Consider the following 19,610-nt stretch of genomic DNA (forward strand, 5'->3'; position numbering starts at 1 on the left):
GTGCCAACAGCAACCCCCGCCGCCTACGGCAAGGCGGGAATCCGACAACGCAAGTGGCCGTGCAGTTCAGGCAGCCGGAACGATATGGTCTTCGCCGCTCGCGCCAAAGAGCTGCGACTTGAGCTTCGCAAGCTGATCGCGCACCGCCGCCGCCTTTTCGAATTCGAGGTTCTTGGCGTGGTCGAGCATCTGTTTTTCCAGGCGCTTGATTTCCTTGGACGCCTGCTTCTCGCTCATATCTTCGTACTTGGCGGCCTCTTGCGCGGCCTTCAGTTCGGCGCGCGCGTCGTCGACGTTGTACACGCCGTCGATGATGTCCTTGATGCGTTTGACGACGCCACGCGGCGTAATGCCGTGCTCCTCGTTGTGAGCGATCTGCTTGGCACGGCGGCGCTCGGTTTCGCCAATCGCTTTCTTCATCGAATCGGTCATGCGATCGGCATAAAGGATGGCGGTGCCGTTCACGTTCCGCGCGGCGCGGCCGATCGTCTGGATGAGCGAGCGCTCGGCGCGCAGGAAACCTTCCTTGTCGGCATCCAGAATCGCCACGAGCGACACCTCGGGAATATCCAAGCCCTCGCGCAGCAGGTTGATACCGACCAGCACATCGAACGTGCCCAGGCGCAGGTCACGGATGATCTCCACGCGTTCCACGGTATCGATGTCCGAATGCAGGTAGCGGACTTTGACGCCGTTCTCCGACAGGAACTCGGTCAACTGCTCGGCCATGCGCTTGGTGAGCGTGGTCACCAGCACGCGCTCGCCAGCTTCGACGCGCACGTGAATCTCAGACAGAAGATCGTCGACCTGCGTCGTGGCCGGGCGCACCTCGATCGTCGGGTCGACGAGGCCTGTGGGGCGCACGACCTGCTCGACGACTTCCGTGCCGGCCGTCTTCTTTTCGTAATCCCCCGGCGTGGCAGACACGAACGTCACCTGCCGCATCTTGGTCTCGAACTCAGCAAATTTGAGCGGCCGGTTGTCGAGCGCGGAAGGCAGTCGGAAGCCATATTCGGCCAGCGTTTCCTTGCGCGCGCGGTCACCGTTGTACATGCCGTTGAGCTGACCGATCAGCACGTGCGATTCATCGAGGAACATCAACGCATCGGGCGGCAGGTAGTCGACCAGCGTCGGCGGCGGTTCGCCCGGCGCGGAGCCGGACAGATGGCGCGAATAGTTCTCGATGCCCTTGCAGAAGCCCAGCTCCTGCAGCATCTCCAGATCGAAGCGCGTGCGCTGCTCCAGCCGCTGCGCTTCCACCAGCTTGTTTTCCTTGTAGAAGAAATCGAGCCGTTCGCGCAGCTCGGCCTTGATGGTCTCGATGGCGCGCAGCACGGTCTCGCGCGGCGTCACGTAGTGGCTCGACGGGTACACCGTGAAGCGCGGAATCTTCTGCCGCACGCGCCCCGTCAGTGGGTCGAACAGTTGCAGCGATTCGACTTCATCGTCGAACAACTCCAGGCGCACGGCCATCTCGGCGTGCTCGGCCGGGAAAATGTCGACCGTGTCGCCACGCACGCGGAACGTACCGCGCTGGAAATCCGTCTCGTTGCGCGTGTACTGCATGGCGATCAGGCGTGCGATCACGTCACGCTGGCTGACCTTGTCACCCGCGCGCAGCGTCAGGATCATCTGGTGGTATTCGCTCGGGTTGCCGATACCGTAAATGGCCGACACGGTAGCCACGATCACCACATCGCGGCGCTCAAGCAGGCTCTTGGTGGCCGAGAGCCGCATCTGCTCGATGTGCTCGTTGATCGACGAATCCTTCTCGATGAACAGGTCGCGCTGCGGCACATAGGCCTCAGGCTGGTAGTAGTCGTAGTACGAGACGAAGTATTCGACCGCATTGCGCGGGAAGAAATCGCGAAACTCCGAATACAGCTGCGCCGCCAGCGTCTTGTTCGGCGCAAAGACAATGGCGGGCCGCCCCACCTGGGCGATCACATTGGCCATGGTGAAGGTCTTGCCCGAGCCCGTCACGCCCAGCAGGGTCTGGTACGACAGGCCGTCGCCAATGTTCTCGACGAGCTGGCGGATCGCCTCCGGCTGGTCGCCGGCCGGCGGATACGGCTGGTACAACTGGAACGGCGAGCCCTCGAAAGTCACAAACTTCGACTCATCGTGCGGGCTAGGGACTTGGCTCAGATCGGTCATGGCGGCGGGTAGGATGGCAGCGCGGGAAGTCGACAAAGTGACTCGCACGCCCTCAGAAAGTGAGGACGGCAGCGGCAATTGCAACCAATCGTCTAGTGTAGCGTGCAGCCCGAGCAATCGTTTGGACAGCCGGACCCGCACATCTGTACTGGCCGTTCAAACGCTTTAGGCGCCTGTTCTGCAAGGATTTTTCGGGCGATTAGAGCCTGTATTCGGTACAATCGATCTTCGTGCGCGCCTCGTTGTACATCAGGCGCCGGGCGACCCGCCCCGGAGCCCATGCCGCACCGCCTGCAAGATCCCACCGAATTCCGAACCAACCGATCGAGACATCTCATGTCGCTTTTCTCCGCCGTCGAACTGGCTCCGCGCGATCCCATCCTGGGCCTGAATGAAGCTTTCAACGCCGATACCCGCACCACCAAAGTGAATCTGGGCGTGGGCGTGTACTTCACCGACGAAGGGAAAATTCCGGTGCTGCGCGCCGTGCAGGAAGCCGAAAAGGCCCGCCTGGCCGCCGCTGCCCCGCGTGGCTACCTGCCGATCGAAGGCATTGCCGCCTACGACCAGGCTGTGCAGAAGCTGCTGTTCGGCGCTGAATCGCCCCTGATCACCGAAGGCCGCGTCGTCACCGCGCAAGCCCTGGGCGGCACCGGCGCACTGAAGATCGGCGCCGACTTCCTCAAGCGCCTGTACCCGAACGCCAAGGTCGCCATTTCCGACCCGAGCTGGGAAAACCACCGCGCGCTGTTCGAGTCGGCCGGCTTCGAAGTCGTCAACTACGCGTACTACGATGCCCCGTCGCACGGCTTGAACTTCGCCGGCATGATGGATTCGCTCAACAGCTACGCGCCGAACACGATCGTCGTGCTGCACGCCTGCTGCCACAACCCGACGGGCGTGGACATGACCACCGACCAGTGGAAGCAGGTCGTGGAAGTCATCAAGGCCAAGAACCTGATTCCGTTCCTCGACATGGCCTACCAAGGCTTTGCCGACGGCATCCAGCAAGACGGCCTGGCCGTGCGCCTGTTTGCTGAATCGGGCCTGCCGTTCTTCGTTTCCAGCTCGTTCTCTAAGTCGTTCTCGCTGTACGGCGAGCGCGTCGGCGCACTGTCGATCGTGACGACCAGCAAGGACGAGGCCACCCGCGTGCTGTCGCAAGTCAAGCGTGTGATCCGCACGAACTACTCGAATCCGCCGACGCACGGCGGCACGATCGTCGCCAGCGTGCTGACGAGCCCCGAGCTGCGCGCGATGTGGGAACAGGAACTGGGCGAAATGCGCGACCGTATCAAGTCGATGCGCAACGCACTGGTCGACAAGCTGGCCGCCAAGGGCGTGAAGACCGACTTCTCGTTCGTGAAAGCCCAGCGCGGCATGTTCTCGTATTCGGGCCTGACCTCCGCGCAAGTGGATCGCCTGCGCAACGAGCATGGCATCTACGCTGTGTCGACCGGCCGCATCTGCGTGGCCGCGTTGAACACGCACAACATCGACGCCGTGGTGAACGCCATCGCTGACGTCCTGTAAGGTGCGGTAGGCGTCACGCCTTAGGTGCAATTGCAAAAAGAAAAGCGGCTTCGGCCGCTTTTTTGCTGCATGGGACTAGACTGACACGGGCGCATCATAGAGCCACGCAACACTCTGTTATCAGGGTTTATGCTGCATCGCAGTAACATGCGCCTAGGTGCATAATCGTTTGCGTCGCCCCCGCCACCAGAGACCGGTCCAGCCATGCTTTACCAGCTTCATGAATTCCAGCGCGCCCTGCTCAGCCCCATGACGGCTTGGGCCCAAGCGACCGCCAAGACCTTCACCAACCCACTGAGTCCGCTGTCCCTGATGCCCGGCGCGCAACGCTACGCCGCGGGCTATGAACTGCTATACCGCCTGGGCAAGGAGTACGAGAAGCCGGAATTCGGCATTCGCTCCGTCAGATCCAACGGCCGCGACATTCCCATCGTCGAACAGACCATCGTCGAGAAACCGTTCTGCCGCCTGATCCGCTTCAAGCGCTACGCCGACGACGCCGAGACCATCAAGCTGCTCAAGGATGAGCCGATCGTGCTGGTGTGCGCGCCGCTGTCGGGCCACCACTCCACGCTGCTGCGCGACACCGTGCGCACGTTGCTGCAGGATCACAAGGTGTACGTGACCGACTGGATCGACGCTCGCATGGTGCCAACCGAAGAAGGTGCCTTCCACCTGTCGGACTACATCAACTACATCCGCGAGTTCATCAATCACATTGGTGCCGACAAGCTGCACGTGATCTCGGTGTGCCAGCCGACCGTGCCCGTACTGGCCGCCATCTCGCTCATGGCCTCGGACGGCGAGAAGACGCCGCGCACGATGACCATGATGGGCGGCCCGATCGATGCGCGTAAGAGCCCGACCGCGGTCAACTCGCTGGCGACCAACAAGTCGCACAGCTGGTTCGAAAACAACGTGATCTACACGGTGCCGGCCAACTATCCGGGGCACGGCCGCAAGGTTTATCCGGGCTTCCTGCAACACGCCGGCTTCGTGGCGATGAACCCGGACCGCCACCTGTCATCGCACTACGACTACTACCTGAACCTGATCGAGGGCGACACGGAAGACGCTGAAGCCCACGTGCGCTTCTACGACGAGTACAACGCCGTGCTCGACATGGCGGCCGAGTATTACCTCGAAACCATCCGCGACGTGTTCCAGGAATTCCACCTTGCCAATGGCACGTGGGTGGTGGAAGGCAAGCCGGTGCGCCCGCAGGACATCAAGAGCACCGCGCTTTTCACCATCGAGGGCGAGCTGGACGACATCTCCGGCAGCGGTCAGACCGAGGCCGCGCATGGCCTGTGCACCGGCATTCCGAACGCGCGCAAGCAGCACCTGACGGCGCCCAAGTGCGGCCACTACGGCATCTTCTCGGGTCGCCGCTGGCGCGAGCAGGTGTATCCGCAGTTGCGTGACTTCATTCGCCGCAACGAAGAGAGCGCTCCGCGCATCAAAGCAGTCGCGTAAGCCTTAAGCATCCAAGAAAAAGCCTCGCACCCGCGAGGCTTTTTTTGTCACGCGACGATGCTTCCGCCGATCAGTCCTTGGGCCGATCCAGATACGCCAGCAACATCTTGATATGCAGTTGCGCGAAGGCTTCGTGCTCGTCGGCAGAGGCAATGTCGCGGCCCACGACGGCGCTGATCGTGTAGCGATTGGACAGCACGTAATAACCCAGCGCCGAGATCGTCAGATACAGGCGCGACACATCGACGTCCTCTCGGAAGATGCCGCTGCGCTGGCCACGCTCGACCACGCCGCGCAGCACATCAATGACCGGATTGACCAGCTCGACCAGGTGCGGCGACGTCTTCAGATGCCGTGCCTCGTGCAGGTTTTCGCTGTTGAGCAGACGGATGAACTCGGGGTTCTCGTAATAGAAGTCCCAGACGAACCGTGCAAGCTGAATGACTGCCTCACGCGGGTCCGACGACTCGATCTGCACCTGCTCTTCCGCCTCTTTGAAGCGGAAATACATGTGTTCGAGCACGGTCAGAAAAAGCTTTTCCTTGCTGCCGTAGTAGTAGTACAGCATGCGCTCATTGGTCTCAGCGCGGCGGGCGATGGCGTCGACGCGGGCGCCGGCAAAGCCGCCCCGCGAAAACTCTTCGATGGCAGCAGCAAGGATACGTCGGCGCGTGCCGGCGGGGTCACGACGCGTGCGGGGTGCGGCGGATTCGCCATGAGCATCGACTTCGATGTCGGCGATGGGCGCGGCTGGGTGAGACGGCATGGCACGTCGGTCCGTTTAGAACGCAGGAATTATGTCATAGGGTTAAGACATGCCCGCCGTATGCGATGTCAGGGCATGCACGCCTTGCGCGGGGGCCAAATCGGCGATAATGGCAGGCTATTCAAACGACAAGTCCCATCGTGGTTTCCTTGGTCCCCGCAGTGGCCGCATCCCTGGCCGACCGGCTCGAAAACCTCCTGCCGCAAACGCAATGCACCAAGTGCGGCTACAACGGCTGCCGCCCCTACGCTGAAGCCATGGCCAACGGCGAGGCGCTACCCAACCGCTGCCCACCCGGCGGCGCGGAAGGTGTCCGCCGGCTGTCCGACGCGCTCGGCCGCACAGGTGATCTGTTGCCGCTGGACCCTTCCAACGGCATCGAGCAGCCTCGTGCCGTCGCCGTCATTGACCCGGAACGCTGTATCGGTTGCACGCTGTGCATTCAAGCGTGCCCGGTCGACGCCATCGTTGGTGCGCCCAAGGCGATGCACACGGTGCTGGAAGACTGGTGCACCGGTTGCGACCTCTGCGTGCCGCCCTGCCCCGTCGATTGCATCGACATGATCCCCGTCACCGGCGAACGAACGGGCTGGGACGCCTGGAGCCAGCAGCAAGCCGATGTCGCGCGGGACCGCTACGTCTTCCGCAACGCACGCCTCAAGCGCGAACAAGCCGAAAACGAAGCGCGCCTTGCCGCCAAGGCGGCGGCCAAACTCGCTGCCGTCAGCGCCGAACAACCGGCTGACGACGCCGAACTCGCCGCACAGGCCCGCAAGAAGGCGATCATCCAGGCTGCGATTGAACGCGCGCGCCAGAAGCAGGCCGAGATGGCCGCGCGCGGGCAAGGTCCGCGCAACGTGACCGACGTGTCGGCGGATGTGCAAGCCCAGATTGACGAGGCCGAAGCGCGCCGCAAACGCATCGCCAGCCAGATCGAACACGGCACCAAACCCGACGCGGACAAACCCTGAACCCTGCCCGACGATGAATCCCGCCAAGCGCCACGCCATCTTCGAGACCCTGCGCGAGAACAACCCGACGCCGACCACCGAGCTGGAATACACCACGCCGTTCGAGTTGCTGATTGCGGTGCTCCTTTCGGCGCAGGCGACCGACGTTGGCGTGAACAAGGCGACGCGCAAGCTGTTCCCGGTGGCCAATACGCCCGCCAAGCTGCTGGCGCTGGGCGAGGAAGGCATCACCGAATACATCAAGACCATCGGGCTGTATCGCACCAAGTGCAAGCACATCCTGCAGACGTGCCGCATCCTGCTCGACCAATACGGCGGTGAAGTGCCGCGTGACCGCGCCGCGCTGGAAGAACTACCGGGTGTGGGCCGCAAGACGGCCAACGTGGTGATGAACACGGCTTTCGGCGAACCCACGATTGCCGTGGACACGCACATCTTTCGCGTGGCCAATCGCACCGGGCTGGCACCGGGCAAGAACGTGCTGGAAGTCGAGCTGAAACTGCTGAAGGTGGTGCCGGAAGCGTTTCGCCAGGATGCGCACCACTGGCTGATCCTGCATGGGCGCTACGTGTGCAAGGCGCGCAAGCCCGAGTGCTGGCATTGCGCCATCGAGCCACTGTGCGAATTCAGGCCGAAGACACCGGCGCCGAAGGAATAAAAAACGGGGACCGCCGCTGCTGAAGCGAGTCCCCGTTTTCTTTGCGCGACCAGTTGTCGATCAAACGATCTTGCACGCCTCTTCGAACGACAGGCGCGGGTTGCGCGGATGCAGCTTTTCGGCGTCGCCGTAGCCAATGTTCATGATGAAGTTGACCTTCCACTGGCCATCAGGGAAGAACGTCTCGTTCACCTTGTTGGCATCGAAGCCGGCCATCGGGCCGCAGTCCAGGCCCAGGGCACGCGCGGCGAGCACGAGATAGCCGCCCTGCAGCGAGCCGTTCATCAGCGCAGCCGCATTGATCTTGGCCTGATCGCCGGCGTACCAGGAACGCGCATCGGTATGCGGGAACAGCTTGGGCAGTTGCTCGTGGAATTGCGTGTCATACGCAACGATCACGGCCACGGGCGCCTGGCGAGTCTTTTCCTGATTGCCGGCCGACATGCACGGAATCAGGCGCTCCTTGGCGGCCGCGCTCTTGACGAACACGAAGCGGGCCGGCGTGCTGTTGGCGGCAGTCGGGCCGTACTTCACGGTGTCGTACAGCGTGTGCAGAAGTTCGTCGTCGACCGGCTTATCCAGCCATACGTTGTGGGTACGGGCTGCGTGGAACAGTTGGTCCAGCACGGACGGTTCAAGCATCGGCATTGCAAGGTGCTCCGGAAAGAGTTGAGGAGCGCATTGTAATGCGCTGTTTCCGCGCGCGCCGGACACCTGCACGCCCCGGATGGACATCCGGCACCCGCCAGGGCACGGATGCTTTAGAAAAAACGGCATGCCTTGTTTGTATTTAATCGCACTTATTGCGACGCGCCATGGCATGGGCATGGTGATTTTTACAGCCCATCGCACGCAATGAAAAAGAGCCCTTTACAACGGTTTGCTTACGAACTACTTTTTGGTTCGTCATTGTATTACCCGCAGGGTTGGACGTATCGGATTCGCGCCTGGTTTTAAAACAGGTGCGTGGCCGCATTCATCCCGACGTTTTCGCACAGCCCCTCCCAGGCTTTGCGCAAACCCCTGAGGGCTTTATCCCAAGGTCGTTTCTTTTTGAAATCCCCTCGGATTTCAGGGGCCTCTTTTGCCCAATAAAAAGCAATTGAATTAATTTCCGCGGACAAGGCGGGAAATCAGAATATTCGTTTCGCGCCACAGAGAAATGACAAAACGCAAAACGAATATGGAGCCCACTTAAAACTAGACGTTTTAAGTGATGGCGTTCGTCACCCTGAAGAAGGCCATTATCGCCATGAAAAAATCCAGGTTATCGACCAGTGATTTTGCAGGATTGTCTCGAACCCTTGGTGTATCGTTTGCGGCTGCGGCGCTGTCAGCCGTGCTGCTGGCGGGCTGCGGCGGCGGCGACTCGTCCGCCACGGCCAACCCCAGCGGCGTTGCCGCCAACGCCGGCAACGCAACCACCCAGCCGGTGACGGCCGCCGTGCCGCCCGACCAGCCTTACGTCGACCCGAACGTCTACGGCACCGGGCCCAACGACGCCCTGGCTGCCGACCCGGGTGAGAGCGCAGCCATCACCCACCATACAGTCACAATCGGTGGCAAGAGCATCGCCTACACGGCCACCGCCGGCCACCTGACGACCATCGACCCGGTTACGTCGCAATCCAACGCGACGATGTTCTACGTGGCGTACACGCAGGACAACCCGGACCCCTCGAAACCGCGTCCGGTGACGTTCTTCTATAACGGCGGCCCTGGTTCGTCGTCGGTGTTCCTGCTGCTCGGCTCGTTCGGGCCTAAGCGCCTGCAGTCGTCGTTCCCGAACTTCACGCCGCCGGCGCCGTACAAACTGCCCGACAACCCGGACAGCCTGCTCGACCGCTCCGACCTCGTGTTCATCAACCCGGTCGGCACTGGTTATTCAGCCGCCATTGCACCGGCCAAGAACAAAGACTTCTGGGGCACCGACCAGGACGCGCATTCCATCGACCGCTTCATCCAGCGCTACCTGACCAAGAACTCGCGCTGGAATTCGCCCAAGTTCCTGTACGGTGAGTCGTATGGCACGGCGCGCAGTGCGGTGCTGTCGTGGGTGCTCCATGAAGACGGTATCGAACTGAACGGGATCACGCTGCAATCGTCGATTCTCGACTACGCGAATGCGCTCTCGGCCGTCGGCACCTTCCCGACACTCGCCGCAGATGCCTTCTACTGGAAGAAGACGACACTCAACCCGGCACCGACCGATCTCGACAGCTACATCGTCCAGGCCCGCAACTACGCCGACAACACGCTCGCACCGCTGGCGCAAGCGCCGAGCGCCGCGGATGGCGGCTTCGTCAACGTGCGCCTGAACCTGAACCTGGCGACGGCGCAGACGATGGGCTCGTACATCGGCACCGATCCGGTCTCGCTGATCCAGACGTTCGGCAATCCGGCGGCGCTCGGCAACGTACCGTCGCAGAACAACAACCCGCCGTACACGTTCTTCCTGACGCTCAACCCAGGCATCCAGATCGGCCAGTATGACGGCCGCGCCAATTACACGGGCCAGGGCATCGCGCCGTTCATCCTGCCGAACTCGGGCAGCAACGATCCGTCGATCTCGAACATCGGTGGCGCGTATACGGTGCTGTGGAACAGCTACCTGAACACCCAGCTCAAGTACACGTCGACCTCCTCGTTCGTGGACCTGAACGACGCCGTGTTCAACAACTGGGACTTCAGCCACATCGACCCGACGGGCGCCAACAAGGGCGGTGGCAACACGCTGTACACCGCCGGCGACCTCGCCTCGACGATGAGCCTGAATCCCGACCTGAAGGTGCTGCAGGCCAGCGGCTATTTCGACGCCGTCACGCCGTTCCACCAGACCGAGCTGACGCTGGCGCAAATGCCGCTCGACCCGACGCTCAAGGCGAAGAACCTGACGATCAAGAACTACCCGTCGGGCCACATGATCTATCTGAACGATGCGTCGCGCACCGCGCTCAAGGGTGACCTCGCTTCGTTCTACGATGGCGTGATGGCCGATCGTCCGGCCCTGATGCGGGTGCAGAGCCTGCAACGCCTGCCGGCCGGGCAGAAGAAGTAATCGCCTCAAGGCAGAAAGCAAAACCGCCCAGTTCACGCTGGGCGGTTTTTCTTTGGAGTGAGGATCCGGCTTCAGGCCATGTCATCCACGCTGTGGCCGGCAGGTTTCGCGTCTGCACGCGTGAGCCAGAGCACGCCCGCCAGGATCAATGCGCCGCCCGCCATCTGCATGGGCGCGATCGATTCGCCGAGCAGCAATGCCGCCAGAAGCACCGTCACCACCGGCTCCAGCGTGGACAGCATCGACGCCTGCGCCGCTCCCAGCTTCTGCAAGCCGGCAAAGAACGTCAGGATCGCCACCACCGTCGACAAGCCCGCAATGGCCAGTGCCGCCGCCCAGCCACCCAACGTGCCGGGCAGGTGCGCAGGCGCGCCGGCCAGCGCCATGCTCGTGTAGACGACGGCCGCAGCGGTACAGATGACGGTCGTACACGCCAGAGGATCCAGCCCGCGCGTGACACGTGCACCGACCGTGATGTAGATCGAGTAGATCACCGCGGAAGCCACACCCAGCGCAATACCGAGCAGGCTACCGCCCGAGAGGCCCGCGCCGCCCACCGTCAGCCCCGCCCCGACCGAGCACAGCCCCAGCGCGATGATCGCCGTGGCGGTCAGCCGCTCGCGCAGGAAAATCGCCGCCAGCACCGTCACGAACATCGGATACAGATACAGCAGCAGCGCCACCAGGCTGGCCGGCGCGTAGTTCAATGCCGTGAAAAACGCGAACGACTGCCCCGCGTAGCCGATGCCGCCCATTGCCGCCAGCCCCGCCACGCGCGACCACGGCGGTATGCCGATGCGACGAACACGCATCACCACCATCAGCGCCGCCGCCGCGATCACGAAGCGCACGATCAGCAGACCGACCACATTGGCATCACTCGCATAGGCGTAGTGCGTGAAGATGGCCATCGCGCCGAATGAAGCGGCGGACACGGCGATCAGCAGCACGCCGAGGAGCTTGTCGGCGGCGCGCGCGGCGAGGGAGGAATCGGTCGGTTGTCTCATGGCGTGCGGCGTTTTTGTTTGGGGTCGCCGTCTGCGGGTGCGGGGCGCCATTGTAGCGTCGGCGTCTCGCCAAGCTGCCGGCGGGCATCCAGGCGCGCCGGTACAATGGCGAAATCATGTTCAATCCCTCCCGCGACGAAGTCCGTCAATTCTTCTGCGGCGCGTGGCGCAAGCACCGCCAGGCAGAAATCCTCACGCCGCTCGAAGCCATGGCGCTCGACTGGATGCTGCAGCATCCCGAATACCACGACACCCTGGAAGCCGGCGACGAAGCGCTCGCCCGCGACTACACGCCGGAAAGCGGCCAGAGCAACCCGTTCCTCCACCTGTCGATGCACCTGTCGATCAGCGAGCAGGTATCGGTGGATCAGCCACGCGGTATTCGCGCCGCTTATGAAGCCCTGGCCCAGCGGCTCGACTCGCCTCACGAGGCACAGCATCAGGTGATGGAATGCCTGGGCCAGATGCTGTGGACGGCGCAGCGCACCGGCCTGCCTCCCGACGGCGAGGCCTATATCGAATGCGTGCGCAAACGCGCCACTGCCCGCTGAATCCGACGCCATAAAAAAACCGCTCCGAAGAGCGGTTTTTCTTTACCGGCGATGCCGCATTACTTCTTGAGCACCAGCGAACCCGGCAGCGATTCGATGTACGCGGCAATGTCCTTCAGCTCGGCCTGCGTGAACGGACGTGGCTTGCCATCGGCGCCGATGGTCGCGGGGTTGCTGTTGACCTGGCCTGCCATGATGGCGTTGCTGCGGCCCACCAGCGGGTTGTTGCTGGTCTGATAGGCCAGCAGCGCGTGATAGATGTAGTCGCCGTGCTGGCCGGCGAGCTTCGGATAGTCCGGCGAAATCGGAGCGTTCAGGCCAGCACCATGGCAGGCCACGCAGGCGCCCTTCTCCACCAGCTGCTTGCCCTTTTCAATATCAGCAGCCTGTGCCGACACGGCCGCGGCCAGCATCAGCGCGCCCAGATTGAACGAGATTGCGAGCGAGATCTTCTTCATGTTCTTCCTCGTCACTTCTGGGGGTTGTTCTGGGTAGCGGCCGTCTGCTGCGAGTAATACGCGGCAAGGTTGGCGATGTCCTGGTCGGTCAGCGAGCCGGCGATGGCGCGCATGGTCGGGTGCTTGCGGTCACCCTTCTGATACGCATGCAGCGCGCTTTCGATGTACTTGGCGTTCTGGCCGCCCAGATAGGGCACGCGATACACCTCGGGGAACGACGTCTTGTAGTCGGGGATGGCATGGCAGCCGATACACATGGCGACCTTGTTTTCGGCGGCGGCCGCGTTGCCCTGAACGTCGGCTGCGGCAGCGCTGTTGGCTGCGGCGGACAGTACGCCGAATGTGCCCAAGGCGGCCACCATGGTGAGGATCTTTTTCATCTCGTTCTTAAGCGTGGAGTTTCAGAATCCTGCTCGCCCTGCCGGCTTGGCTCGTCTCAGCCGGCTGTCTCGCTGGGCGCATTCACCCGCCGTTGGCAACTGGCCAGAGGACGGTCATTTGAGGTGCGTCAAACCGGCGCATTGTACCGCACCGTTTTTTTGCCAGTCCAGTTAGGGCTCCCGTGACTTGACAGCAAGGAATGGCGGGGCCGCCCGCCCCCTGCGGCCGCCCGGCGTCAAACAGCCAAATGCTCTTATACTGGCCGTTTCCAAATCTTTTACCGCTCAGTAGGCTTGCACGATGAACACCACCACCTCGCCTGCCCCATCCGACCAGCGCTCACGCTTCGAAGGCTCCGACCAGTACGTCGCCACCGACGACCTCAAGCTCGCCGTCAATGCGTCGATGACGCTGCAGCGCCCGCTGCTCATCAAGGGCGAGCCGGGCACGGGCAAGACCATGCTGGCCGAGGAAGTGGCCGCCGCGCTGGGCATGCCGCTGCTGCAGTGGCACGTGAAATCGACCACCAAGGCACAGCAGGGCCTGTACGAATACGACGCGGTCTCGCGCCTGCGCGACTCGCAGCTGGGCGACAAGGAAAGTAGCAACCGGGTCCACGATATCCGCAACTACATCGTCAAGGGCGTGCTGTGGCAAGCCTTCGAGGCGGATAAACCTGTCGTACTGCTGATCGACGAGATCGACAAGGCCGACATCGAGTTCCCGAACGACTTGCTGCGCGAGCTGGATCGCATGGAGTTCTACGTGTACGAAACGCGCGAAACCATCCGCGCCAAGCACCGCCCGCTGGTGATCATCACGTCGAACAACGAGAAGGAACTGCCCGACGCCTTCCTGCGCCGCTGCTTCTTCCACTACATCAAGTTTCCGGATGCCGAGACGATGCAGGCCATCGTCGACGTGCACTACCCGGGCATCAAGCCGGCGCTCGTGAAGGCCGCATTGGACGCGTTCTACGAGATGCGCAATCTGCCGGGACTGAAGAAGAAGCCGTCTACGTCCGAGCTGATCGACTGGCTCAAGCTGCTGTTGGCCGAAGATATTCCGCCGGAATCGCTGCGCAGCCAGGACAAGAACGCCGCGATTCCGCCGCTGCACGGCGCGCTGCTCAAGAACGAGCAGGATGTGCACCTGTTCGAGCGCCTGGTGTTCATGAATCGCGCCAACCGCTGAGCGAGTCCGACCATGCCGCGCCTGATCGAGCCCGTCACGCTGTCCGGCCAGCACGCTTGCCTGGAGCCGCTCGGGCCAGAACATCTGGATGACGTGCGCGCCGCGGCCGCTGATGGTGAGCTGTGGAAGCTCTGGTACACCTCGGTGCCCTCGCCTGACAAGACCGGCGATTGGCTGGCCATTGCCCTGGACATGCGCGAACGCCTCGGCGCCATGCCGTTCGTCGTGCGCGAGATGCGCGATGGGCAACCCGGCAAGGTGGTCGGCGCCACACGCCTCTTCAACGTGGATGAAGCCAACCGCCGGCTGGAAATCGGCCACACGTGGTACGCAGCATCTGTCCAACGCACGGCCGTCAACACGGAATGCAAGCTGTTGCTGCTCACGCACGCGTTCGAAACGCTGCGCTGCATTGCGGTGGAATTCCGCACGCACTGGATGAATCACCAGAGCCGCGCGGCCATCGCCCGCCTGGGCGCCAAGCAGGACGGCGTGCTGCGCAATCACCAACGCATGCCGGACGGCAGCTTCCGCGACACGGTCGTGTTTTCAATCATCGAATCGGAATGGCTGACCGTGAAACGCCATCTGCAATACAAGCTGGAGCAACCGCGCGCCTAAGCGCCGGAGGACCACCATGCTCATCGATTTCTTCTTCACGCTGCGGCACGCCAAGCTGCCGGTCTCGGTCAAGGAATACCTGACGCTGCTTGAAGGGCTCAAGCAGCAGGTCATCGCGCCGTCGCTCGACGAGTTCTACTTCCTGGCGCGCATGACGCTGGTAAAGGACGAAAAGCATTTCGACAAGTTCGACCAGGCGTTCGGCGCTTACTTCAAGGGCGTGGAAGGTGCGGTGGATTGGCGCGCGGACATCCCGCTGGACTGGCTCATCAAAAAGCTGGAGCGCGAGCTGTCACCAGAGGAGAAGGCCAAGATCGAAGCCATGGGCGGCCTCGACAAGCTGATGGAGCGCCTGAAGGAACTGCTGAACGAGCAGCACGAGCGCCACGAAGGCGGCAACAAGTGGATCGGTACCGGCGGCACGTCGCCCTTCGGGCACGGCGGCTACAACCCGGAAGGCATCCGCATCGGCGGGCCATCGAAGGGCAACCGCACCGCCGTCAAGGTATGGGAAGCACGCGCATACAAAGACTACGACGACACCGTTGAACTCGGCACGCGCAACATCAAGGTGGCGCTGCGGCGCCTGCGCAAGTTCGCGCGTGATGGTGCGGACATTGAGCTGGACCTGGACGACACGATCCACTCCACTGCCGCCAACGCCGGCCTGCTCGACATCAAGATGCGCCCCGAGCGGCACAACAACGTCAAGGTGCTGATGCTGATGGATGTGGGCGGCTCGATGGACGACCACATCAAGCGCGTGGAAGAGCTCTTCTCCGCCGCCAAGACCGAGTTCAAGCACCTCGAGTATTACTACTTCCACAACTGCGTCTACGAATGGCTGTGGAAGAACAACCGGCGCCGCCATGCGGAGCGCTTCTCCACGTGGGACGTCATCCGCAAGTACCCGCCGGATTACAAGCTGATCTTCGTGGGCGACGCGACCATGAGCCCGTACGAAATCCTCCAGGCTGGCGGCTCGGTCGAATACAACAACGCCGAAGCCGGCGCCACGTGGCTCAAGCGGCTGATCGAACAGTTTCCTAAATTCGTCTGGCTCAACCCCGAGCCGGAAGGCTTGTGGGAATACCGCCAGTCCATCTCAGTCATCAACCAGATCGTGAAGACGCGGATGTATCCGGTGACGATTGCCGGGTTGGAATCTGCGATGCGGCTGCTATCCAAGTGATTTTTTCGGGAAGCCTGTTTCGCTATTCGCCGCCCACCGATGCCGGCATCATTCGCCTCAGCGGTCCGGCAACATAGCGTGGGCCGCCTCGACGATTCGTCGCGCCTCTGCTGAACGCTGCTGAGGCGGCACGCCAAGCTGTTCTGCAACGTGCGCAGCCAGCCCAAGAATCTGGGCCCGATCCCCAGGAACAGCAAGCTTGCCCTTCACCCGTTGCGAGAAGTTTCTGTCAAGAACGTGCTGCTCACGCCAGTGACCAACACCGCTTGGCAAGACAGAATCGATAAAGGCAGCGAAGCGAGCGGTAGGCCGGGCTTCACTTTGCACGCGCCGGGCGATTTCCGCGGGGCCTGCAGAACGTGCCTCCAGAACCAGATCGTTGGCTGCAATACGGGCGTCGCGGCCCGTTTCCGCATTGAAGTGCAGCGTAGTTTCCAGGCCGTCGCGACGCTTGGCGAAGCGGCCGTCGGATGCGAGCACCGCGGGCCCAGCGGCCCAGGCGTCCATCACGACCGTTCGCTCCGGCTGTTCGGCAGCGGCGGCAGCTGGCACCCGGCCTTCTGCCCACGCGTGTCCTGCGGCCGGATCACTCACGTAATGCACCTCTTCGCCGGGCGCCAACCGGCGACTGTGATAAACGCTCGTCGTGCTGGTGTGCTCGCCACAATTTCCTGCGCCAAATACCGATGCTGCCGCGGCGGAATACGGCGCACGCTGGTTGAACGCATTCCAGGGTATCTTCGCTTTCCGTTCACGTTCCAGCCTGAAGGTCCGCGCTGCGTTCGTTCGCCACGTACTTTCGTTGTGCGTGGCTCGCACGTCCACGTCGACGTTGCCGCGACCATGCTTAAGCAATTGGCGGGTCTCGTTCACGCTGGCGTTCGCCAGGCGAAGGCGAGATATTTCCGATGCGGCCACCGGGCGCCCATCCACTGCACGCGCAAGCAGGTACGCAGCGAGTGCCAACTCAGTATCGGAAATCTTGGCCGGCGCGGCGGAAACCCGTGCCGATCCGCCGGCACGCGAGGTGGGAAGACTCGCAAACGCTGGGGAACGCGTGCGCGCCGTCGGTTGACTTGTCCCTTCTTGAACCGTGCGCTCTGTTGGGGATACAGACGATGGCAACGGCGAGAGACTGCGCGATGGCTCACCTGTGATTTTCTTGTGCATGCCGGACCTCCAATCAGAGGTCGAAGGCTACCGGAGTCTCGCCGTCGATCTGCGAGCGCACGCGAAAGACCGGATCAGGCGACGAAACCGGATGACGATGCAGTGCGCTGCGTATTCCTGTCCGGGAAAGCGCCAATTACCTGACGCGTAATCGACACCATCCACGCCGGCGCCGAAGATGAAGCCATCCAGCGCAATCGCTCATCCCCGCGCTGGCAGAGCTTCCCACTTCGAACGGAGAAACGCCATGACTGCCACCCAACTCGCCGCCAACGACACGCTCGCCGATACGCTGGTCGACCGTTACATCGCCGCGTGGAACGCGACGGACGCTGCCCAGCGCAGCGCCCTCGTCGCGCAGACCTGGACAGAGGGCGCCACGTATGTCGATCCGCTCATGCAAGGCACCGGCCATGACGGCATCGACGCGCTGATTGCAGGCGTGCAGGCCAAGTTCCCCGGCTTCCGCTTTGCGCGCGACGGCGGCGTGGATGTTGTGCAGGACACGATCCGCTTCCGCTGGACGCTCGGCCCGGAGGGCCAGGCACTGGTCAAGGGCACCGATTTCGTGCGCATTGACGGTGGCCGCATGCAGATGGTGACCGGCTTCATTGACCAGATGCCCGGCATGGGCGAGGCAGCCTGAGCCCTCCCCCCAAAAGCAAACGCCCCGCAATGCCGGGGCGTTTTGCATTGGCTGCGTGTAGAGATCAGATGGACAGCGCGTCTTCCTGGCCGGCATTGGCACGGCGCAGTCCGTCTGCCCAGCCTTTGGTCGGCAGCTTGAGTGAGGCCTGCAGCGCAGCGGCACGCGCCTGCACGGCTTCCCAACTAACGTGCAGCGGCGGGCCATTGAACGCCAGCGCAATCACGTTGCCGTCGTGCACCTCTGGGAAGACCAGCACGCGGTTGTCGAACGCATCGCAAATGCGCTCGATATTGCGCGGGAAACTGGTGTGGTCGCCAAACAGATTGATCGTCATCACGCCCGGCGAGCGCAGTACCTGGCGGCAAGCCTTGTAGAACGCCGGCGTATCCAACACGGGGCCGCGCGCGGTGGCGTCATACAGGTCGATCTGCAGTGCATCGACGGTGCCATGGTGGCTGGCGTCCATCACCCAGTCGTAGGCATCCTGCTCAAGCACGCTCAAGCGCGCGTCGTCAAACGGCATGCCAAACATGCTGCGCGCCGCGACGATCACGGACGGGTTCAACTCCACCGCCGTCACCTGCGCGGGCGCAAGTTGGCGGTGGCAGAACTTCGTCAGCGCGGCAGCGCCAAGACCGAGCTGCACGATGTGGAAATCCGGTCGCGCGGCCGGATCGAGAAACAGCAACCACGCCATCATCTGCTGTGCGTATTCCAGTTCGATGACATCGGGCTTGGACAGGCGCATCGCGCCCTGCACCCATTCGGTACCGAAGTGCAGATAGCGCACACCGGCCAGTTCAGAGAACGTGACCGGCGCAAAGCGCGGGGCCATGCGCTTCGGTTCGTCATCGTGGTCCAGGCGGTCTTCGCGCTTTGCGCGAGCCGGGCGGCGCGAGGCGACGGCCTCGATGGATTTACGTTTCAGCAGCGTCATAAAGCGGATCAACGGGAAGAAGACTGAGCGGCAGCAGCGCGCTGCAGCCACTCGCGATTGTGGTCTTTGGCATAGCGCGTCCAGTGCTTGGCGTCGCGCAGAATCTCTTCAAACAGGGCCTGCGCGCGCTGTTTGTCGGCGGCGTTGTTCTGCGCGAGCAGCCATTCGCCGAAGAGGCAACGGGCGGCGGCATCATTCGCACAGGTCAGGGCTTGCTCGAACGCTTGACGCGTATTCGGCGCATTTGTCGCGGCCAATGCGCGCGCGTACAGCAATGTCGGCTCGGGTTGCTGGCGCGTCACGCGATGCGCTTCGAACAGTTTGTCGAGCGTGCCTTTGGCGAGCGCCGCATCGCCCGTGGCGAACTGCGCGCGTGCCAGACCCAGCAGCACGGCCGGGTCGCCGGCAAACGGGCCCGTAGCGGCCTGCTCGAAATGCTCGCGCGCCTCCTTGGCATCGCCGGCATCCAGGAGTGCTTCGCCCAAGCGCAGGCGGTGTTGCACGGTTGGCGCGCGGTCGAAATCGTTGCGCGCTTCGCGCACGGCACGGTTCGGGTCGATCAGTTGTGTCACCGCGCGGCTGGCAACGCGTGCGCCGCGCGAGTGGCGCATCTCGGGCAGATAGATGGCGAAGAAATACACCACGCTGCCCAGCAATGGAAACGCAAAGAGGATGAACAACCAGTACATGTTCTGGTTGTTGCGCACAACATGCACCGCAAAGAACAGCGCGACGATGACGTGAAACCCGATTCCGAGAAACGGCATGTGAAGGCCCGATAGTGAAATGCACCGACGCCCCCCGCGTCGGCCACGGGCGCGATTGTGACAG

The 19,610-nt window shown here is 62.8% G+C and carries 19 protein-coding genes; 10 read left to right on the top strand and 9 right to left on the bottom strand.

What is annotated here, in order from left to right:
• Positions 1-66: 66 nt before the first annotated feature.
• The gene (uvrB, locus tag M1D44_RS09635; RefSeq protein WP_024976144.1) at positions 67-2,157 is read right to left on the bottom strand and encodes an excinuclease ABC subunit UvrB; all 2,091 of its coding nucleotides are present in this window, start codon (positions 2,155-2,157) and stop codon (positions 67-69) included.
• A gap of 336 nt (positions 2,158-2,493) precedes the next feature.
• On the opposite strand from uvrB, the gene M1D44_RS09640 reads away from it, so the two are divergent.
• Positions 2,494-3,690 carry an amino acid aminotransferase gene (locus tag M1D44_RS09640; protein WP_024976145.1) on the top strand — a complete coding sequence of 399 codons (1,197 nt, stop codon included), beginning with the start codon at positions 2,494-2,496 and terminating at the stop codon, positions 3,688-3,690.
• A 204-nt stretch (positions 3,691-3,894) separates the two neighbouring features.
• Entirely contained in the window at positions 3,895-5,166 is a 1,272-nt protein-coding gene (locus M1D44_RS09645; protein ID WP_316853338.1) for a polyhydroxyalkanoate depolymerase, read from the top strand.
• A 70-nt stretch (positions 5,167-5,236) separates the two neighbouring features.
• Here the strand turns inward: M1D44_RS09645 and M1D44_RS09650 are convergent, their stop codons facing one another.
• Entirely contained in the window at positions 5,237-5,932 is a 696-nt protein-coding gene (locus M1D44_RS09650; RefSeq protein ID WP_024976147.1) for a TetR/AcrR family transcriptional regulator, read from the bottom strand.
• A gap of 140 nt (positions 5,933-6,072) precedes the next feature.
• Here M1D44_RS09650 and rsxB point away from each other — a divergent pair, with 140 nt between their 5' ends.
• Together rsxB and nth are read left to right on the top strand one after the other, a co-directional pair.
• Positions 6,073-6,903 carry an electron transport complex subunit RsxB gene (gene rsxB / locus M1D44_RS09655; RefSeq protein ID WP_024976148.1) on the top strand — a complete coding sequence of 277 codons (831 nt, stop codon included), beginning with the start codon at positions 6,073-6,075 and terminating at the stop codon, positions 6,901-6,903.
• Between the two features lie 13 nt (positions 6,904-6,916).
• Positions 6,917-7,561, top strand: a complete 645-nt coding sequence (gene nth / locus M1D44_RS09660) for an endonuclease III (RefSeq protein WP_009238572.1) — start codon at positions 6,917-6,919, stop codon at positions 7,559-7,561.
• Between the two features lie 60 nt (positions 7,562-7,621).
• Here nth and M1D44_RS09665 read toward each other — a convergent pair whose 3' ends face one another.
• Positions 7,622-8,209 (bottom strand): malonic semialdehyde reductase, encoded by a 588-nt coding sequence (locus tag M1D44_RS09665; protein WP_024976149.1) that lies wholly within the window; start codon positions 8,207-8,209, stop codon positions 7,622-7,624.
• Positions 8,210-8,813: 604 nt separating this feature from the next.
• Here M1D44_RS09665 and M1D44_RS09670 point away from each other — a divergent pair.
• The gene (locus M1D44_RS09670; RefSeq protein ID WP_316853464.1) at positions 8,814-10,619 is read left to right on the top strand and encodes a S10 family peptidase; all 1,806 of its coding nucleotides are present in this window, start codon (positions 8,814-8,816) and stop codon (positions 10,617-10,619) included.
• 71 nt (positions 10,620-10,690) lie between these two features.
• On the opposite strand, the gene M1D44_RS09675 is transcribed toward M1D44_RS09670, so the two are convergent.
• Positions 10,691-11,626, bottom strand: coding sequence for a DMT family transporter (locus M1D44_RS09675; protein ID WP_439004472.1), 936 nt, complete (start codon positions 11,624-11,626; stop codon positions 10,691-10,693).
• A gap of 116 nt (positions 11,627-11,742) precedes the next feature.
• Here M1D44_RS09675 and M1D44_RS09680 point away from each other — a divergent pair, with 116 nt between their 5' ends.
• Positions 11,743-12,177, top strand: a complete 435-nt coding sequence (locus M1D44_RS09680) for a DUF1841 family protein (RefSeq protein WP_024976152.1) — start codon at positions 11,743-11,745, stop codon at positions 12,175-12,177.
• Positions 12,178-12,236: 59 nt separating this feature from the next.
• Here the strand turns inward: M1D44_RS09680 and M1D44_RS09685 are convergent, their stop codons facing one another.
• Together M1D44_RS09685 and M1D44_RS09690 are read right to left on the bottom strand one after the other, a co-directional pair.
• A complete protein-coding gene (locus M1D44_RS09685) occupies positions 12,237-12,635 on the bottom strand; it encodes a c-type cytochrome (RefSeq protein ID WP_009238577.1) in 399 nt (132 codons plus the stop codon).
• An 11-nt stretch (positions 12,636-12,646) separates the two neighbouring features.
• Positions 12,647-13,015 carry a c-type cytochrome gene (locus M1D44_RS09690; RefSeq protein WP_024976153.1) on the bottom strand — a complete coding sequence of 123 codons (369 nt, stop codon included), beginning with the start codon at positions 13,013-13,015 and terminating at the stop codon, positions 12,647-12,649.
• Positions 13,016-13,316: 301 nt separating this feature from the next.
• On the opposite strand from M1D44_RS09690, the gene M1D44_RS09695 reads away from it, so the two are divergent.
• The 3 genes from M1D44_RS09695 to M1D44_RS09705 are packed head-to-tail and all read left to right on the top strand — an operon-like array spanning position 13,317 to position 16,023.
• A complete protein-coding gene (locus tag M1D44_RS09695; protein ID WP_024976154.1) occupies positions 13,317-14,210 on the top strand; it encodes an AAA family ATPase in 894 nt (297 codons plus the stop codon).
• A 12-nt stretch (positions 14,211-14,222) separates the two neighbouring features.
• Positions 14,223-14,831, top strand: a complete 609-nt coding sequence (locus M1D44_RS09700) for a GNAT family N-acetyltransferase (RefSeq protein ID WP_439004473.1) — start codon at positions 14,223-14,225, stop codon at positions 14,829-14,831.
• A gap of 16 nt (positions 14,832-14,847) precedes the next feature.
• Positions 14,848-16,023, top strand: coding sequence for a vWA domain-containing protein (locus tag M1D44_RS09705; RefSeq protein WP_004629032.1), 1,176 nt, complete (start codon positions 14,848-14,850; stop codon positions 16,021-16,023).
• A gap of 57 nt (positions 16,024-16,080) precedes the next feature.
• On the opposite strand, the gene M1D44_RS09710 is transcribed toward M1D44_RS09705, so the two are convergent.
• The gene (locus tag M1D44_RS09710; RefSeq protein ID WP_439004474.1) at positions 16,081-16,896 is read right to left on the bottom strand and encodes a hypothetical protein; all 816 of its coding nucleotides are present in this window, start codon (positions 16,894-16,896) and stop codon (positions 16,081-16,083) included.
• Between the two features lie 544 nt (positions 16,897-17,440).
• On the opposite strand from M1D44_RS09710, the gene M1D44_RS09715 reads away from it, so the two are divergent.
• Positions 17,441-17,839, top strand: a complete 399-nt coding sequence (locus tag M1D44_RS09715) for a nuclear transport factor 2 family protein (protein ID WP_112185327.1) — start codon at positions 17,441-17,443, stop codon at positions 17,837-17,839.
• Between the two features lie 64 nt (positions 17,840-17,903).
• Here M1D44_RS09715 and M1D44_RS09720 read toward each other — a convergent pair whose 3' ends face one another.
• Positions 17,904-18,779: a class I SAM-dependent methyltransferase gene (locus M1D44_RS09720; protein WP_316853331.1), complete on the bottom strand. Its 876-nt coding sequence runs from the start codon at positions 18,777-18,779 to the stop codon at positions 17,904-17,906.
• A gap of 8 nt (positions 18,780-18,787) precedes the next feature.
• Positions 18,788-19,546, bottom strand: coding sequence for a tetratricopeptide repeat protein (locus M1D44_RS09725; protein ID WP_024976159.1), 759 nt, complete (start codon positions 19,544-19,546; stop codon positions 18,788-18,790).
• Between the last annotated feature and the right edge of the window lie 64 nt (positions 19,547-19,610).

Source organism: Ralstonia sp. SA306 (genome assembly GCF_054792405.1).

Excerpts from the sequence above, each read along its gene's own strand:
- uvrB (WP_024976144.1), bottom strand. The coding sequence starts at position 2,157 with ATGACCGATCTGAGCCAAGTCCCTAGCCCGCACGATGAGTCGAAGTTT.
- M1D44_RS09640 (WP_024976145.1), top strand. The coding sequence starts at position 2,494 with ATGTCGCTTTTCTCCGCCGTCGAACTGGCTCCGCGCGATCCCATCCTG.
- M1D44_RS09645 (WP_316853338.1), top strand. The coding sequence starts at position 3,895 with ATGCTTTACCAGCTTCATGAATTCCAGCGCGCCCTGCTCAGCCCCATG.
- M1D44_RS09650 (WP_024976147.1), bottom strand. The coding sequence starts at position 5,932 with ATGCCGTCTCACCCAGCCGCGCCCATCGCCGACATCGAAGTCGATGCT.
- nth (WP_009238572.1), top strand. The coding sequence starts at position 6,917 with ATGAATCCCGCCAAGCGCCACGCCATCTTCGAGACCCTGCGCGAGAAC.
- M1D44_RS09665 (WP_024976149.1), bottom strand. The coding sequence starts at position 8,209 with ATGCCGATGCTTGAACCGTCCGTGCTGGACCAACTGTTCCACGCAGCC.
- M1D44_RS09670 (WP_316853464.1), top strand. The coding sequence starts at position 8,814 with ATGAAAAAATCCAGGTTATCGACCAGTGATTTTGCAGGATTGTCTCGA.
- M1D44_RS09675 (WP_439004472.1), bottom strand. The coding sequence starts at position 11,626 with ATGAGACAACCGACCGATTCCTCCCTCGCCGCGCGCGCCGCCGACAAG.
- M1D44_RS09680 (WP_024976152.1), top strand. The coding sequence starts at position 11,743 with ATGTTCAATCCCTCCCGCGACGAAGTCCGTCAATTCTTCTGCGGCGCG.
- M1D44_RS09685 (WP_009238577.1), bottom strand. The coding sequence starts at position 12,635 with ATGAAGAAGATCTCGCTCGCAATCTCGTTCAATCTGGGCGCGCTGATG.
- M1D44_RS09690 (WP_024976153.1), bottom strand. The coding sequence starts at position 13,015 with ATGAAAAAGATCCTCACCATGGTGGCCGCCTTGGGCACATTCGGCGTA.
- M1D44_RS09695 (WP_024976154.1), top strand. The coding sequence starts at position 13,317 with ATGAACACCACCACCTCGCCTGCCCCATCCGACCAGCGCTCACGCTTC.
- M1D44_RS09700 (WP_439004473.1), top strand. The coding sequence starts at position 14,223 with ATGCCGCGCCTGATCGAGCCCGTCACGCTGTCCGGCCAGCACGCTTGC.
- M1D44_RS09705 (WP_004629032.1), top strand. The coding sequence starts at position 14,848 with ATGCTCATCGATTTCTTCTTCACGCTGCGGCACGCCAAGCTGCCGGTC.
- M1D44_RS09715 (WP_112185327.1), top strand. The coding sequence starts at position 17,441 with ATGACTGCCACCCAACTCGCCGCCAACGACACGCTCGCCGATACGCTG.
- M1D44_RS09720 (WP_316853331.1), bottom strand. The coding sequence starts at position 18,779 with ATGACGCTGCTGAAACGTAAATCCATCGAGGCCGTCGCCTCGCGCCGC.
- M1D44_RS09725 (WP_024976159.1), bottom strand. The coding sequence starts at position 19,546 with ATGCCGTTTCTCGGAATCGGGTTTCACGTCATCGTCGCGCTGTTCTTT.